This window comes from Acetobacter sp. UBA5411, from assembly GCF_002409645.1.
Lineage (GTDB): Bacteria > Pseudomonadota > Alphaproteobacteria > Acetobacterales > Acetobacteraceae > Acetobacter.
Map to the genome: position 1 here is coordinate 33896 of NZ_DHNR01000017.1, position 16231 is coordinate 50126.

The 16231-nt window shown below is 54.2% G+C and carries 13 protein-coding genes and 1 riboswitch; of the genes, 8 read left to right on the forward strand and 5 right to left on the reverse strand.

Annotated features, from left to right (window positions below):
* Window positions 1-2: 2 nt before the first annotated feature.
* Window positions 3-614, reverse strand: coding sequence for a nitroreductase family protein (locus tag B3759_RS04830; protein WP_291364143.1), 612 nt, complete (start codon window positions 612-614; stop codon window positions 3-5).
* A 233-nt stretch (window positions 615-847) separates the two neighbouring features.
* Between B3759_RS04830 and B3759_RS04835 the strand changes: the two genes are divergently transcribed.
* On the forward strand, window positions 848-2203 hold the full coding sequence (locus tag B3759_RS04835; protein ID WP_291364145.1) for a cytochrome P450: 1356 nt from the start codon (window positions 848-850) through the stop codon (window positions 2201-2203).
* A gap of 135 nt (window positions 2204-2338) precedes the next feature.
* Here B3759_RS04835 and B3759_RS04840 read toward each other — a convergent pair whose 3' ends face one another.
* Window positions 2339-4492: a catalase gene (locus B3759_RS04840; protein WP_291364147.1), complete on the reverse strand. Its 2154-nt coding sequence runs from the start codon at window positions 4490-4492 to the stop codon at window positions 2339-2341.
* Between the two features lie 537 nt (window positions 4493-5029).
* Here B3759_RS04840 and B3759_RS04845 point away from each other — a divergent pair.
* The gene (locus B3759_RS04845; RefSeq protein ID WP_291364149.1) at window positions 5030-6400 is read left to right on the forward strand and encodes an NAD-dependent succinate-semialdehyde dehydrogenase; all 1371 of its coding nucleotides are present in this window, start codon (window positions 5030-5032) and stop codon (window positions 6398-6400) included.
* Window positions 6401-6472: 72 nt separating this feature from the next.
* Here the strand turns inward: B3759_RS04845 and B3759_RS04850 are convergent, their stop codons facing one another.
* Both B3759_RS04850 and B3759_RS04855 read right to left on the reverse strand, forming a co-directional pair.
* Window positions 6473-6661, reverse strand: coding sequence for a hypothetical protein (locus tag B3759_RS04850; RefSeq protein WP_010666525.1), 189 nt, complete (start codon window positions 6659-6661; stop codon window positions 6473-6475).
* A 185-nt stretch (window positions 6662-6846) separates the two neighbouring features.
* Window positions 6847-7347: a DUF721 domain-containing protein gene (locus B3759_RS04855; protein WP_291364151.1), complete on the reverse strand. Its 501-nt coding sequence runs from the start codon at window positions 7345-7347 to the stop codon at window positions 6847-6849.
* 11 nt (window positions 7348-7358) lie between these two features.
* Between B3759_RS04855 and B3759_RS04860 the strand changes: the two genes are divergently transcribed.
* From B3759_RS04860 to B3759_RS04875, 4 genes are all read left to right on the forward strand, one after another.
* Window positions 7359-8444, forward strand: a complete 1086-nt coding sequence (locus B3759_RS04860; RefSeq protein WP_291364153.1) for an A/G-specific adenine glycosylase — start codon at window positions 7359-7361, stop codon at window positions 8442-8444.
* A gap of 48 nt (window positions 8445-8492) precedes the next feature.
* Window positions 8493-9131: a hypothetical protein gene (locus tag B3759_RS04865; protein WP_291364155.1), complete on the forward strand. Its 639-nt coding sequence runs from the start codon at window positions 8493-8495 to the stop codon at window positions 9129-9131.
* Between the two features lie 98 nt (window positions 9132-9229).
* Entirely contained in the window at window positions 9230-10270 is a 1041-nt protein-coding gene (gene hemH, locus B3759_RS04870) for a ferrochelatase (protein ID WP_291364157.1), read from the forward strand.
* Window positions 10271-10730: 460 nt separating this feature from the next.
* Window positions 10731-12071, forward strand: a complete 1341-nt coding sequence (locus tag B3759_RS04875) for a hypothetical protein (protein WP_291364159.1) — start codon at window positions 10731-10733, stop codon at window positions 12069-12071.
* Window positions 12072-12342: 271 nt separating this feature from the next.
* Here the strand turns inward: B3759_RS04875 and B3759_RS04880 are convergent, their stop codons facing one another.
* Window positions 12343-13557: a hypothetical protein gene (locus B3759_RS04880; RefSeq protein WP_291364161.1), complete on the reverse strand. Its 1215-nt coding sequence runs from the start codon at window positions 13555-13557 to the stop codon at window positions 12343-12345.
* An 868-nt stretch (window positions 13558-14425) separates the two neighbouring features.
* Window positions 14426-14647, forward strand: a riboswitch (cobalamin riboswitch).
* Window positions 14648-14759: 112 nt separating this feature from the next.
* Between B3759_RS04880 and B3759_RS04885 the strand changes: the two genes are divergently transcribed.
* Together B3759_RS04885 and cobW are read left to right on the forward strand one after the other, a co-directional pair.
* A complete protein-coding gene (locus B3759_RS04885) occupies window positions 14760-15167 on the forward strand; it encodes a DUF1636 domain-containing protein (RefSeq protein ID WP_291364164.1) in 408 nt (135 codons plus the stop codon).
* Window positions 15164-16225, forward strand: coding sequence for a cobalamin biosynthesis protein CobW (gene cobW, locus B3759_RS04890; RefSeq protein ID WP_291364166.1), 1062 nt, complete (start codon window positions 15164-15166; stop codon window positions 16223-16225). Before B3759_RS04885 ends, cobW begins: the two co-directional genes overlap by 4 nt.
* Window positions 16226-16231: the final 6 nt, after the last annotated feature.

Sequence of the window (16231 nt, forward strand, 5' to 3'; positions counted from 1 at the left end):
GATCAGGATGCCGTCGTCGGGGGAATGAAACGGCCTTCAGACGCCAGAGCATCGAGTGGGATGCGGGTCGAAGGCTTTTCCCGTTCCTGTAGATTTTCCGGAAGCTGGCTTGCAGGGCCGCGATGTCCGATGATGATGGCCGCATGCACGACATGGTCTTCGGGGAGTTCCAGACCGGCGTGAGCCAGCTCCTTGTCGAACCCGCTGACCGGGTGGGTGTGCCACCCGTTCTGATTGGCTTGCAGCTGGATCAGGATGCTGGCGGCTCCGGCATCGAAAGCGTGCGATGGCGCCTCAATGGGCTCGCCTGTGCGGGCGCTGTCGGTGACGGTGCGTGAGGCGATATAGACGATCGCGGAGGCGTTCTCGGCCCATGCACGGTTGAATGGGATCAGCCAGGAGAGGAACCGCTCCCAACCCGGTGTGTTGCGTCGTGCGTAAATGAAACGCCACGGCTGGGCGTTGTAGGCCGAAGGCGCCCATCGACCTGCATCAAGGATGGTGAGCAGATCTTCCTGTGTCATTTCATCAGGTGTGAAGGCACGCGGTGACCAGCGGTTGAGGATAAACGGGGCGACCTTTGAACCGGCTTCTCGTTCCGGGAGTGATGTCATCGTGGGGGAAACTCCGAAAGGATTATAACGGGAAGAAACCCTTGAGGATCTTCCAGTCTTGTTTCTGGTTGCACTGAGGAAATCAGCAGTCCAGCAGAGTGATGGAAGATTGTCAGGAGTAAAAATGAATAATCCTGAAGAGTCTTATGCGAAGGCGCATTTGACGCTCTGACATATCTGTCTGCACGTTTCACAGACTGGCCGTTCATTCCATTTCCCGTTATTTCGCTGGTATGGCTGTCCTTTTCTCTCCTCCCATGCCGCAATTGCCACCGGATGATATCACGGGCCTCGGTGTCCTGTTCCGTCTGAAACAGAACGGATTTGGAGCTTTTCCAGCCCGCTGTTTTTATGAGCCCGTCCTGTCGCTGCGTGCGCTGGGCAGACCTCTGGTGGTTGCAGCCGGACCGGAGGCCATCAAGGCGGTGCTCTCCACGGACGCGGCATCCTTTCAGCGTCTGCGCATGGGGCGACGTGTGCTCAGTCCTATTGTGGGAGAGGGTATTCTGGTCAGTGAAGGCGCTGTCTGGCGTCGTCAGAGAAAGGCGATGGCACCGGCTTTCACACCGAGGACGGTGCCGACACTCGCCAGACACATAGCGGCCTGCGCGGATATGACACTGCCTCGTGTCAGTATGGAAAAGCCGGTCGATGTTTTTTCCCTGACCCAGACACTCGCGCTCGATATTGCCGCTGTGACAATGTTTTCAATGACGAGCGAAACCTTCGGCACGCAGTTGCGAACGATGGTGACGTCCTTCATGTCGGGAATTGGTCAGCCGCGTCCGGCAGATTTCCTGTTGCCGCCGTCAGTGCCAACACTGACGGATTGGCGACGGAAACGCTTTCGCCGACGCTGGGTCGCGCTGATTGAGGCGATTATTGCTGAACGGCCGAAGATTGGCGCGCAGGATGACGCGCGCGACCTTTTTGACCTTCTGATGCAGGCGTTTGGAGAGGAAGGCGGTATTGCCGGTCAGGCCGTGGTGGATGAAGTCGCCACGATGATTGTGGCGGGGCATGAGACGACGGCAACCGCTCTGTTCTGGGCTGTCTGGTTGTTGGCCAATGCGCCTGAGTGGCAGGAGGCTATAGCGGAAGAGGTCCGCCCAATCGATCTGTCATCTGATCACGCTGCGGCTGCTTTGCCAAAACTGACTGTCACGACAGCCGTGGTGCGAGAGGCGCTCAGACTTTTCCCACCGGCATTTATGACAGGGCGTGAGGCTGTCAGTGATGTTGAGCTTTGCGGACAGTCTATTCCCGGTGGCGCGATGATGCTGCTCCCCTTCTGGATGCTGCATAGAAACCCTGAACTCTGGGAAAATCCTGCGGCATTCGATCCGGGGCGTTTTCTGAACGGGAAGGAGCCGGAGCGGTTTACGTTCCTGCCGTTTGGTGCGGGGCCGCATGTTTGCATAGGCGCGCAACTGGCCATGACCGAGGCTGTTCTCGTCCTCGCGCGGCTGGTTCAGCTGTATCGTTTTACAGCTGTGGATGACGAACCTGTTTTGCCGGTTGGGGTTCTTTCCACCCGTCCGTCACGTTCCGTGCCGTTCAGGTTCTTTCCGCGCCGGAGCAGTGGTTAAGGAGAAAGGCTGCTTTTAAAAAAGCGATCCATAGTCAAAGCGCCTTAAGGGACCATGTATTTTACAAACAAAGGGACAGAGTCAGACTCTGCCCCTTTGGTGCGGCACGGGGCAAAGCCCCGTAATGACCCGGCTTTAAGCGAGATCACGCACTTTGGGCTCGCGTGCCCAATGCCGCTTCACGCCGACCTTCTCGAACTCATCGAGCGGGACAACGCCATCGTCCTTTTCAACGCCCGCACGGTCGAGAATGATCTGCGTGCCCTTGCAGTGAGCAATGGTTTTGCAGTGGGCGTAGGCATCCATGAACCATTGCACAGCCGCAGAATCATGCGACAGTTTCTTGGCCTGATCTGGCATCAGGATGGAGATGATTCCATCGAAAAGCACGGAAGGCGATCCGGCGAGCAATCCATCGGCTTCAAGTGTCCCGCCCTTGACCGGAATGCCCCCGACCTTGGGAGCGACGAGCACCGCTGTGCCACCTTTTCCTTCGATCAGATCCTTGAACTTTTTGATTTCAGCCAGATCTGACCCTTCTGCGAACAAGATTCCGATCTGACGGCCTTTCAGGGTGTTTTTGGCCTGTTTCTGAATCGAAAGCGCATCAGAAATCTTCAGATCGATCGGTTCCTTGGCAGCTTTCGCCTTCGCCGGCAGCTCTATGGCCAGACCTATTGCAACCCGCTTGGCGAGGGACTCGTCAACATTGCGCAACTGGGCCACGACCCGTTCCCGCACATGCGGAATCTGAACCTTTGAGAGTTCGAAAACGATAGCCGACGCCGTATGCGCCTGCTCGCTTTCTGTGAGGGAGCGATAATACATGCGTGGCTGGCTGTAATGATCCGCGAAGGTTTCTGAACGCACGCGAACCTTGCGGGTCGGGTCATTGTCCTCGGCGTTTTCTTCGAACGTTTTGAAACCCGTTGTCGGGCAGGCGCGTGGACCGCCGGTTTCTCCGGCTTCCGCCAGACTGTTCGGCTCATAATTGGCGCGACCGACCGGCACGAGGGTCTGCATCATGCCGTCCCGCTGGAAATTGCTGAACGGGCATTTGGGCGCGTTGATGGGAATCTGGTGAAAGTTTGTTGTTCCCAGACGGGATTTCTGCGTGTCGAGATAGGAGAACAGACGGCCCTGCAGAAGAGGGTCGTTGGAAAAGTCGATGCCGGGAATGATGTTGGTCGGCATGAAGGCGACCTGCTCGGTCTCCGCGAAGAAGTTATCTACATTCCGGTTGAGCGTCATACGACCAATGATTTCGACGGGAATATCTTCTTCCGGAATCAGCTTGGTAGCGTCGAGCACATCGTAAGGCTGCTTGGCGGCCCAGGCTTCGTCAAACACCTGTATGCCCAGATCCCACGCAGGGAAATTACCCTGACTGATCGCTTCAAAGAGATCCTGACGGTGGAAATCAGGGTTGTTTCCAGCGATTTTGACGGCTTCGTCCCATGTGGTCGATTCAATGCCGAGCACCGGTTTCCAGTGGAACTTGACGAACTTGCCTTCACCCTTCTCATTCACAAGACGGAAGGTATGGACGCCGAACCCTTCAATCATGCGCAGGGAGCGGGGGATACCGCGATCAGACATGGCCCACATGACTGTGTGCAGTGATTCCGGCATCAGGCTGACGAAATCCCAGAACGTGTCGTGGGCGGTTGCGGCCTGCGGATAGCCCCGGTCGGCTTCCATCTTCACGCTGTGGACAAGGTCCGGAAACTTGATGGCATCCTGAATGAAGAAGACCGGAATATCGTTGCCGACAAGATCCCAGTTGCCGCTGTCAGTATAGAATTTGACGGCAAAGCCACGGACATCGCGGGGCGTATCCACAGAGCCAGCGCCACCTGTCACAGTGGAAAGGCGTGTAAAGACGGGACAGGTCGTTCCGACTTTCTGGAAGATCGACGCTTTTGTCAGTTCGGGAATGGCTTTGGTGCATTCGAAGACGCCGTGCGCGCCCGAACCTCTGGCATGCACGATACGCTCAGGGATACGTTCGTGATCGAAGTGGAAGATCTTCTCACGGAGAATGAAATCTTCCAGCAGGGTTGGGCCGCGTTTGCCTGCTTTCAGGGAGTTTTCGTTGTCCGAAATCCGGTGACCGAAGTTGTCGGTCAGATGAGCGACCCCATCAGAATGGTCACCGTTATGGGCAATGGTCTGATGAAGCTCGCCACCCGGAGCGACCGTATCTTTTGTTTTGATGTGCCCGGCGCCCGGGGGATGGTCATGCAATCCGTTATCGATGCTTGGGTTAGGACTGGAGTCCTTGGGCATGAATGCCTCCATCAGATCTGGAAAGAAAGTCGGGTCATCTCATCCACTCCCGGAAACGGGGGCAGGGTGACCACGTGATGGCTTTCCAACGACTGATAGAGGACAGGGTTCCGTGTTTTATATTTCAGACAGACATATTATCGGGCACGTTGTGGGTCTGACGTAAGAATGATGAGGTCGTCCAGCCTTCGACTGCTGTGAAGATCTCGACGCCCCGCATGTGGGGATTGTTGCAGAAAAAGCGTTCCTGAGATCTGTCCGGCTTTCGGAATTGATGACGAATGTCTATGTTTTCGTTAATATGGAGCGGTTAGTTTTCCTTTCCCATTTTGGAAAAGTGTATGATTTTTTAAGTGAAGAAATAAACTATGGTGATCTCTCCGGAGGAAAGGATTTGGTGCGAAAATAAAACAAATTAGGGTAAAAGCCTTGCCCGGCCCCTTTTCGTTTTGAAAAAATCATTGGAGTATGCCGCCGCACACCCGCTTTTGGCTCGGGTAAGGATTGCTATCCGGATAGCAGAGAGGAGAGACCGTCATGTCTGCCTACAAGACACTCAACCCGACGACGGGCAAGGTCGAGAAGACTTTTGACGAGCATACCGACGCTCAGATGATCGCCAGGCTGGAAAAGGCCCATACGCTCTGGAGAGATGACTGGCGTCACCGTTCCTTCGAAGAGCGCAAAAAGATTGTCAAAGCCGCCGCAGAAGCCCTGCGTCGCGACAAGGAAAAGCACGCGTCCCTGATCGCCACCGAGATGGGCAAATCCATCGGTGAATCCATCGGTGAGATCGAGTTTTCCGCCGATATTCTCGATTATTATGCTGACAACGCCCAGCAGTTCCTGGCACCCAAGGACATCAAGACATCCTGTAGCAAGGCGCAGGTCATCAGCCAGTCCCTTGGCGTGATCTATTGTGTCGAGCCATGGAACTACCCGTATTACCAGCTTGCCCGCGTGGCTGTGCCAAACCTCATGGCGGGCAACACGGTCATGGTGAAGCACGCCCCGACCGTGCCACAGTGCGCGCTGGCGTTCGAGCAACTCTTCATCGACGCAGGCGCTCCGGAGGGAGCCTACACCAATCTGTTCATCAGCAATGACCAGTCAGAGACCCTGATCGGGCGTCCGGAAGTCTGTGGCGTGGCGCTGACGGGCAGCGAGCGGGCCGGCAGCGCTGTGGCCTCACAGGCAGGCAAGGCTCTGAAGAAGAGCACCATGGAGCTGGGCGGCACGGATGCCTTCATCGTGCTGGAAGACGCGGATCTGGATCTGACCGTCAAGAACGCTGTCTATGGTCGTTTTGAGAATAACGGTCAGGTCTGCACGGCTGCAAAGCGCATGATCGTTCATGAGAGCATTGCTGACGAGTTCACCGCGCGGCTGAAATCCGCCATCAGCGAGTTCCGTTATGGTGACCCGCTGGACAAGGACAACACGCATGGTCCGATGAGCAGCGAAAACGCCATGAAGCTGGTGCTGGAGCAGGTCGATATCGCCGTCAAAGGCGGTGCCAAGCTTCTGACGGGTGGCGTGCGTCTCAACCGGGATGGCTTCTTCATTCAGGCCGGTATCCTGACCGACATCACGAAGGACAACCCGATCTTCTACAAGGAGATCTTCGGGCCGATCGCATCGATCTACCGCGTGCGTGACGAGGAAGAAGCCATTGCTCTGGCCAATGACTCGCCGTTCGGACTGGGTGGTTCGGTTTACACGAAGGACACTGAGCGTGGCTGGCGTATCGCCGAGCGGATCGAGACAGGCATGGTGTTCATCAATGCGATGGGCGGCGGCGGTCCCGAGATGCCGTTCGGAGGCATCAAGAACTCCGGTTATGGCCGGGAGCTCTCCGAGTTCGGCATCGAGGAGTTCATCAACCGCAAGCTGGTCTGCATTCCATAAGCAGCGTGCGGAATAACGCCGTCAAAACAAGCAGGGGCCGAAAGGCCCCTGTTTTCGTTAGGATCTACTGGTTCAGTCTACGGGAGAAAGCGACGGCTTTGCCTGCTTTTCCACATCTTTGACCAGTTCGGGATTGGTGCGGCGCAGCAGGCTGGCGCGCAGCATGATGGCGGTGTCCCGAGCCGATGACTGTCGCCAGCGGATGAGGAAGTCACGATCCGCCTGCAAATCCGGCTCGTGTGTTTCGGGAGAGTCTTTCATAAAACCTGGTTCCGGGGTTCTTCTTAGGGTCAGTGATTCGTACCCGGAAGAAACGCCAGGCAGTTCGTTGTGGGCTCTTCTCTCACGTCCCCATGATTCGAAAGTAAATAATCTGCACTTCGGCCCTGTGATTCTGTAATACCAGAATCGTGTTCCTTTCAGGGCGATGGAGTGCAGCTTCGGGGTTATTTCCGGGTCGCTTTGCGTTCGGCAAGACGCGTGCCCAGCGCTTCCAGAGCATCCCGCAGCGGTCCTTCCGGCATATCATCAACGACGACAGGTGGCACATTGGGAGGCGTGCGACGCACGGGACGACCCGACGCCTGACTGGAGGGCTGGAAATCCTGCGTCATCTTGAGACGCTCAACAATCCGCTGGCCGCACCACGTGTTGATCCGGTCAATCAGGGCGGTCTGCATATGCTGGATTTCCATGGCGACAGGGCCACGGCAGGCAATGGTGAGCGTGCCCGCTGACAGTTTGCGCGGCTCGGTGCGCGTTCCGAGTGACTCTCCCACAATCTGCATCCAGTCGATGAACAGCGTCACGCTTGCCGGAGAGCGTTTGCGGAAGGCTTCCCGTGTCAGGTTGGGGATCATGCTGCCCAGATCGCGCGGCTTGAAAGAGCGACGTGGGGGCTCGGCTGTTGCTGTCTCGCTCTTGCGTGCTGGTCGTGCGGGTTTCATAAACTGGCTCCGTGATTCCCTCAGACTCAGATCTTCTCGCATGGTACGACCATAACCGCAGAACGCTTCCCTGGCGCGCCTTGCCGGGGGAAACGGCTGATCCCTACCATGTCTGGATCAGCGAGATCATGTTGCAGCAGACAACGGTCGCTGCCGTCATTCCCTACTACCACAATTTTCTCAAACGGTTCCCTGATATTGCGGCGCTCGCCCGTGCTCCACTGGACGAAGTGCTGCAGGCATGGTCGGGGTTGGGCTACTATTCCCGGGCCCGCAATCTTCATCGCTGCGCGGAGGAAGTGGTTCGTCTGGGGGGATTTCCTCGCGACGTAACCGGTTTGCAGGCCTTGCCGGGCATTGGAGCCTATACGGCGGCGGCCATAGCGGCGATTGCTTTCGGTATTCCGGTCGTTCCTGTCGACGGGAATGTGGAGCGGATTTCAGCCCGCATCTTCGCTGTGCAGGAACCGATGCCGGGAGCGAGGAAGCTGCTGGCGGCCAAGGCCGTAACGCTCAACGGTGGTCCGGAGGCACATAAGCGGCCATCGGACTTCGCGCAGGCCCTGTTTGATCTTGGCGCTACGCTCTGCGTGCCCCGTTCTCCCGCCTGCGTGCTGTGCCCGTGGCAGAAATCCTGCAAGGCGCGGAAACTTGGCATACAGGCGGAATTGCCGAAAAAATCTCCCAAGGCCGAACGTCCCACCCGTCATGGCGTGCATTTCCTGTTGATGGATGATGCCGGTCAGATGCTTGTCAGACGGCGTCCTCCGCATGGACTGCTGGGGGGAACGATAGAACTGCCGGGGCCGGAGTGGCGGGAGAAGCCGTGGAGCACGGATGAGGCGGAGGCGGTTGCTCCTTTTGCCGATCGCGTGTCCGGCGGGCTTCTTGTTCCACAATGGACGAGTGTGGGAACGGTCAAGCACGTCTTTACGCATTTTACGCTACTGATTGATGTGTATGCGGCGCGGGTGCGAAGTCTGCCCAATCCCCGTGAGGAAGAAGGCTTTCCTGTCGCGCTTGAAAAGGTGGATGGACTTGCGCTTTCTTCTCTCATGCGGAAATGCGTGAAAACTGGTGTAAAAGGGTCTGACTGACGATCGGGCTTCTCCGGAAGGAGAAACAATGACGGCAAGGAGAGAACTGTGGCGGAGACACCGCGTGCTGATGAAATCTGGCTTTACGACAGCTACGGTCGGTTTCTGCATAACGATGCCCTCGATGACCGGTTGGTGGCCCGTGCGCCTGCCGATCTACCCAATGGCTTGCCGGGGCTGATTTTCGGGATCGATCCGACGCGAAGCGAGGATCCCTTCGTGCTGCTGAAGCGTGAAACGCGTCCGATGCCTCTGCCGCAGATCGAGCCGGTCATGGAGGAAGGTGTGGCGCTCGCTTTCCGGATTCTGGACAGTGAAGGTCCGTATGCCGATGCCCGAAACGGATTTATCGCCACCAGACAGGACGGAAGTGTCGTGCTCGGAGCTCCGGAACGGGGAGAGGGCATTCTGTTTGCGCCCATGCCTTTCTACACGGCCAGAAGTCTGTTTCCTGCATCAGGTATAGAACTGACAGATCATCATGGGCTCGTGGTGCCTGCGCCCCAGCCTTTGACGGGACTGCGCGTGCAGATTGCCGGACGGCCTTATTCGCTGGAAGTCGGGGGTGATCTGCTCGCCCGGATGGGTGAGCTGTCACCGGGTGAAACGGTCTCTCTGGTCTTGCCCGCGACAGCGACTGAACCCGGAACGACGATTACGGCGACCAGAAAAGCACTCTCATCATAAAAGGCTGGAGGCAGGCTCACCGGAGGTGACCTGTCCCGGCCTGTTAACTGTCTTTCCTATTCCGGCCATCATGTCGGATGTACTGTCCGGTGGTGTTTATGGCCTTTATTCACGTCACATCCCAAGAAGCAGCCGCCGCTCCCATGGGGCGTGGACGCATTGGTGTTCTGCTCACCAATCTCGGGACGCCGGATGACACCAATTTTGGTGCGGTGCGTCGGTACTTGTCGGAGTTTCTCTCCGATCAGCGCGTGATCGAGGCCAATCCCGCTATCTGGCAGCCGATATTGCAGGGCGTGGTTCTGACGGTCCGGCCGGGCCGCAGCGGCAAGGCTTACAAGCGGATCTGGAACGAGGAAAAAAACGAAAGTCCCCTGCGCACCTATACAAGAGAACAGGCGGAGTTGCTGGCGGCGCGATTTCAGACCGATGATGTCCGGGTCGGTTGGGGTATGCGTTATGGCTCGCCGTCAGTAGGTGAGGCTGTAACGGAACTGATGCGTGAAGGGTGTGATCGCATCCTTTTCATGCCGCTTTATCCGCAGTACAGCGCGACGACGACGGCCACGGCCAATGATCAGCTGTTTCGTTTTCTGATGACGGTAAGACGGCAGCCTGCCATCCGCACCCTGCCAGCGTTTGCGGATGATCCTGTTTATATCAAGGCCCTTGCCGAGACATTACAGCTTGCCCTGTCGGGTTTGTCTGAAAAGCCTCAAATGGTCGTGACGTCTTTTCATGGTTTGCCAAACGAGTATGTCGCCAAGGGTGACCCGTATCGTGAGGACTGCGAACGGACGGTCGTGGCTCTGCGTGCTGCCATGGGTCTGTCCGATGAATACATGCCTCTGACGTTTCAGTCGCGTTTTGGACCGGCAAAATGGCTGGAGCCCTACACAGCTCCATTTGTTGCGGCATTACCCGCAAAGGGTATTACGCGCGTCGCCATTATCACTCCGGGATTCATGGCGGATTGTATCGAAACGCTGGATGAGCTGGGTAACGAACTGAGAGAGGAGTTCATGGCGGCGGGAGGAAAGGAATTGACGCTTGTTCCGTGCCTGAATGCCTGTCCTCAAGCCATTGACCTGCTGGAACATCTTGTCCGTTCCGAGTTGTCTGGTTGGGTAAAGCTCTGAGCATTTTTTCCTGATCAGAAAGGTTCCCGTGTGCTGGTCAGGATTTGTGCGTTTCTGGCCATGCAGCGCTGAATTTGCATCGTGTTCTGGAGACAGGGCATCGTTGGTTTCTGACGAACTGGCGCAGGATATTCCTGTCTTGAGTGAGCCTGGTTGGTCAAATCACTTGGGGAGAGCTTTTTCTGAGATGGTTGTCTCTGCGTGATGTCTGTATCGTTTTTTATAAAAGTATATTTTTATTAGAATAAAAAAGTAAATGAGTCAATTTATTCTGTATTTGTTCTTATTATCCATAAGATTTTAAGGGTTTGTGCAGAGTTTGTTAACTAATTTTTCTTAACGTCAGGGCTCTGTCGCCGGACAATTGTTCGGTTCCCGAATGCCGCACATCACGATGTTGCTTCTGTAGATGAAAAACTTGCAGACGTAATAAGGTGGAGTGCTGATGGAATGTGAATTCATGAGCAACATCAGTCGTAATGCTTCTGCCAAACTCGAGAAAAACACGAGTGAAGTTCCGGTCGTTTATGTGGAAGGCGGCTGGTACGGACGTTCTTCAGTTGCCGATACACAGCAGGCAGGCGTGTCCTCAGTTTCAACGACACTTGGCGGCCAGTCATCATTGGGATCAGAACAAGAGAGCGATTTTTCGTCTTCTTTGGTTGCGGCTTCGGAAACAGGTGATCTCTCCACAGCGGTTGGTCTGTCTATTTCCGGTGAGAATGAAGATCTGATGGCCTTATCCTCTGATGAAATGGCTGCGAAGGCTTCTTCTGATCAGGGAAGTGATGAACCTGTTGTCATTTTTGGAAACCCGGCAAGTGTTTCCCAGACACTGACCAGTGATAGTTCCGCTGTTCTGAAGAGCAGCGCTGATACTTCCGCAATGGAAGATCAGACGAAAGCACAGACAGTATCTTCTGCTGCGAATATCGGCTCGTTAAACGATGCTGTATTGCCTCAGGCAAGTTATGGCGTTCCCTGGACTGCGTTGACAGATTCCGGTGCAAATGTCTCGACCAGCGAAGATACTGTGGCAACGGGCGCGGTAAATGCGGGTGTCTCACAGGAAAATGTCGCCTCCCTGGTAGCCTCGACAGAGCAGAGCACAACCACGCCGGATACAAAAGAAGCAAATCTGTTGAGCACTGTCGGTACGACCGATGCATCGAATCAAGCGAATGACTCATCGGTTTCCGTGACCAGCACTCTTTCGGGGGCGAATGATATTGTCGTCAACAACGGAGTGGTTGCTCTGGACGGCGGAACAAATACCGTCGTCGCCCAAAATGATGGGACTGTCTCCGTTTGGAGTGCTGCGGGTGCAACAAACTTCAATGACGCAGGTTCAGGAAATGCCGAGTTCTACGTTACCGGCACCGGCACATTTGATGTTCAGGATACAGGTTCCGGTGACGCTACTCTGAAAGTCATCCAAACAGCTTCTTCAGATGCCTCGGGAACAATTACGGGAGGCGCCAGGCATCTGGATGTGACGACAGGATCTGGTGCTGTCAGTATTGTCGCGGGTAAGGGCGGTCTGGATCTCTCGACTGCAGGTTCCGGTGCATTGCAAATCGATGTGACACAAGGGACTGATCATATTCTGATTGCGGGTGACCAGACAGGAAATGTGACTGTTTCCGGTGCTGTGGTGAATACAGAGGCCAATTTCGGCATTATGGGTGTGACATCAGAGCAGGTTATCAACGGGAACTTCGTTGTGGGTCTGACAGACGGCAATGCCGTGACGTTCCTTGGAGCATCTGGAAGCGATAATATTACGCTGTATCTTGCCTAATGAATCATAAAGCAGGAATCGCATGACATGGCTGAAAACGCTATGAGAGCGGAGATGTAAAGTCACAGAGAGGTAGTGTTCTTGGTAATGTTATGGATTGGATGTTTATAGTAACGACTTATTTTTAAAATCCGATACCAATAAAACAATTTCCTAAAGTGTGTAAATATTAATTATTTTATATAGCGTTTTAAAAACGTTTCTTTTTTGCTTATCTTCAAAGGAGTTCTGCTGGATTCACTCCAGCAGAACTTGCCCATCAACAAAAAGCTCAGGACAACGTGAAGCTGCTGGCCTGCAGAGAATTATTGTCGTGCACATCCGACAGCAGCACTGAGGTGTGGTCGTCAATATGAAGCAGTGTGCCAGATGTATTCGTGGTAGCGTTTTGCAGGATAGATCCCAGATCAGACTGTGTAAGACCGAAACCGGACAGTTCAATGACGTTATGAGCGGAGGCTGTGAAGTCGGTGATGACATCCGTGGCGCCAGCTGCCGTTTTGATGATGTCAAAGGTGTTGCCTGTACCGGAACCACCGGTCATCTGCATGCTGCTATAAGCCTGGAATGTGTCGCCACCGGTGCCGCCTGTGGCAGTGAAGGAGCCAGAGTTGCTTGCGGCACTGATGAAAGTCATCGAACCGGTGCCATCCTGGACGACGGACTGATGTCCTGTGCCGCCTGTAATGGTGGAGCCCGTTCCCCATACATTGAGGTTCAGTTGTGCGGTTGAATCCATGGTGCCAAAAGAAGCGTAAACAGATTGGCCTTGGATAGAGTTTGTGCCCTGAATGGAACCGGTAACGTAAAAACTTCCATAACCTTCAGAAGCGAAGTCACCATTACCATCTGTAGCCCAGTTGACCTGCGAATTCTTCAACGCTCCGACGGTCGTGCCTGTGCCGTCCGTCGTCAGACTGCTGTCGGTCAGGGTAACAATTGAACTGTTACGTCCCAGCGTGACATCGGAATTGGAGATCACATTTGCGATCGTCTTCATGCCTGCATTGATCGTTCCGTTATTGAACGTATCAAAAACCGAATCAGAACCTGTGGTGATGGTAGTATTGGTGCACTGCAGGAACTGGGATTTGGCGCCTGCTACGATGGTGGCACCATCGGCATTGACGAAGTTGTTGTAAGCACCAGTATAAAGAGTGCCGGTGGCATCAATAAAAGTATTTCCAACAGAATTAGCGGCATTCACTGTTCCCGCAAAATCTGAAACAGTATTGTTTCCACCTGAGATAGTCAGATTGTTGTCGCTGGTGGAGTTTGCAAAGCTAACTTTACTGCTCGTACCACTCATAGTTACGTCTACATCGCCAAAGATATAGGCAGTATTGTTATTCCAGACGGTCAGATCAGCTGTGATGCTGCCGATATTCTGAACCACATAGTTTTGGCCGGATGTGAGATATGTCGATGAATTCTCATCATCGAACAGAATTGTCTTGTAGGCATTGCCTGAAGCATTCGAGACCATTGAAAACCTCGTGATCTTGTTTGTTGTTCACTTTTTGAACTGCATGGATTGCTCTGCCATAAAGAATCAAAAAGGTAAACAACAAATCAAAAATGAAAACAAAAGTGATTAATTTAACTTTCTGACAATCTTTCAAGTGATTGCAGTTTTATGTTGTGGTTCTCGTTTAATGGATGCTGTCTGGAATGAAGTCTGTTTTTCTTTATTAAACAATAGGATGATCGGCCTATCGTTAATGGTTGTTAATATTCACAATGTGGAGAGGGTGTTGGTGAGGGCGATTTGTATTGTGATTATTCAGTGAAGTGGCTTGGTCTGATCGATTTTTCTGCAATAGATTATTTAAATAAATAAATAAATGCATTTATTTTTATATTTAAATTACTTTTGTGCTTTTTGTTTATTAATTTAAATAAGAAATTAACGTATAATATTGATATTTTAATTGTGATTTATTGTAAATATATTTATTACGTAAGTGCGGTGCCTTTTCTTGTGTCATATTTCCATAGAGGTGATCTTGATAGGTAGAAACCTGCACATCAGACGGTGTGTTCAGGTTGGTCTTTGACGCAGAGAAAGGTGTGGGGTGCGTGCGTATACTGTCTAGTGCTCACGCAGTTGCAGAGCACAATATTGAGCATCGGTTCAATCCGAGCACCCAGCAGCGCACTCGGATTCCATGATTTGTCGGAAAAGACATAGATAAGTGGTGCTGAACATGCTGGTTTCTGTCAAACCAACCGAGCAATCATTTTGATTCCAAAGGCAGCCAACAAATCAGTCAGAAAATAGTTCTGATAAACATTTTCGTGCCATTGAATGCACGGCGAAGGGAGAGGTCTATTTTGACACGCTCCGGCCCCACCGATAGACAGATGGGGATGGTGTTCCGCAAGGAACTGAAAAGGGAAGCCGGTGCGGTCATGGACCAACTCCGGCGCTGCCCCCGCAACTGTAGGCGGTTTGTGACGCCCCTTTTCTCCCATAATGGGAGGACGCCACTGGAGAGTTCCGGGAAGGCGATCGGGTGTCCGGGACAATTGTTCCGACCGTGAGCCAGGAGACCTGCCGTCATGAACAAGAAGTGTCATGGACCGGCGGGGTGCCCGGATCATGAGGGTTTGCGCCTGTCGTGTGCCCCCTCCCGCTGGAGGCCTTGCTGACCGCACCCTGTTTTTGCAAGGACGTAAGGACAGGACATGAATGATCTGCCTGCCAGCCCGAACGAAGAGACACAGTCCGCTCGCCCGACGCTCCATGTCTGTGTGACATGCCGACGCTCCGCTCCGGAAGCTGTGCCGCTTGGGCGCACACTTTACGAGACATTGCTCGATAAGGCCGATGCAGCGCGTGTGATTCTTCAGCCGGTCTCATGTCTGGCCGCCTGTAGCAGTGGTTGCACAGCAACCATTTCGATGCCCGGAAAATGGGCTTGGCTGCTTGCCCATCTCAATCCCGACAAAGCCGATGACCTTCTAACCTACGCAGGTCTGTATGCAGCATCGAAAACCGGCACCGTCATGCCGTCCAAGCGTCCTTCTTCCCTGAACGACATGATTCTGGGCCGCTTTCCAGCCCTGCTTCCCACAGCACAGGAGCCGACATGAATTCCATAGCCCCAACGTCAACATCTGCTGCTGGCGTAAAAATTCCTGTCACCGTGATCACTGGTTTTCTGGGAGCGGGCAAGACCACGCTGCTGCGGAATCTCTTCTCGCAGACGCACGGACGACGAATTGCCATCGTGGTCAATGAGTTCGGCTCGTTGGGAATTGATGGCGAAACGCTGCGATCCTGCGGCATCGAAGGTTGTCCGGATGAGGATATCGTCGAACTCACCAATGGCTGCCTGTGCTGCACCGTTGCGGATGATTTCCTGCCGACCATGCGTGCTCTGATCGACCGGCCGCAACCGCCTGAGCATATCGTGATCGAAACATCGGGTCTCGCTCTGCCGAAGCCGCTGCTCAAGGCGTTCGGCTGGCCGGATATCCGTACACGGATGACTGTGGATGGTGTCATTACACTGGTCGATACGCCTGCGGTCGCGGCTGGCCGATTTGCTGACGATCCGGCAGCGATCGCCGCCCAGCAGGCAGCCGATCCTTCCCTCGATCACGATAATCCTCTGGCAGAAGTGTTCGAGGATCAACTGCTGTCGGCCGATCTGGTGGTTCTGAACAAGACCGATCTGCTGGATGAAGCGGAACTGGAAAACGTAGAGGCGGAAATCACAGCACTTTTGCCGCGTAAGCGGGTAATGCTTCGGGCCGTGGAAGGCAAACTTGATCCAGCAGTGCTGCTCGGACTTGATGCTGGCGCGGAAGATGATCTCATGGCGCGTCCTTCTCATCATGACGGCGCTGATGAGCACGAACATGATGATTTCGACTCATTTGTCGTTACCGTGTCTGAGCAGAATAGTGCGGACGCCTTTGTGAAGCATCTGGCTAAGGTCGCGGTCCAGTTCGATATCCTGCGCCTGAAAGGTTTTGCCGCCGTAAAGGGCAAGCCCATGCGGTTGGCAGTACAAGGCGTCGGCAACCGGGTGCGTCATGCCTTCGACAAGCCTCTGACAGGTGACGATCGCACCGGCCGTCTTGTTGTCATCGGTCAGAAAGGGCTGGATCGGCAGGCTATCGAAACGGCCTTACAGGCGCACTGAGTCTCT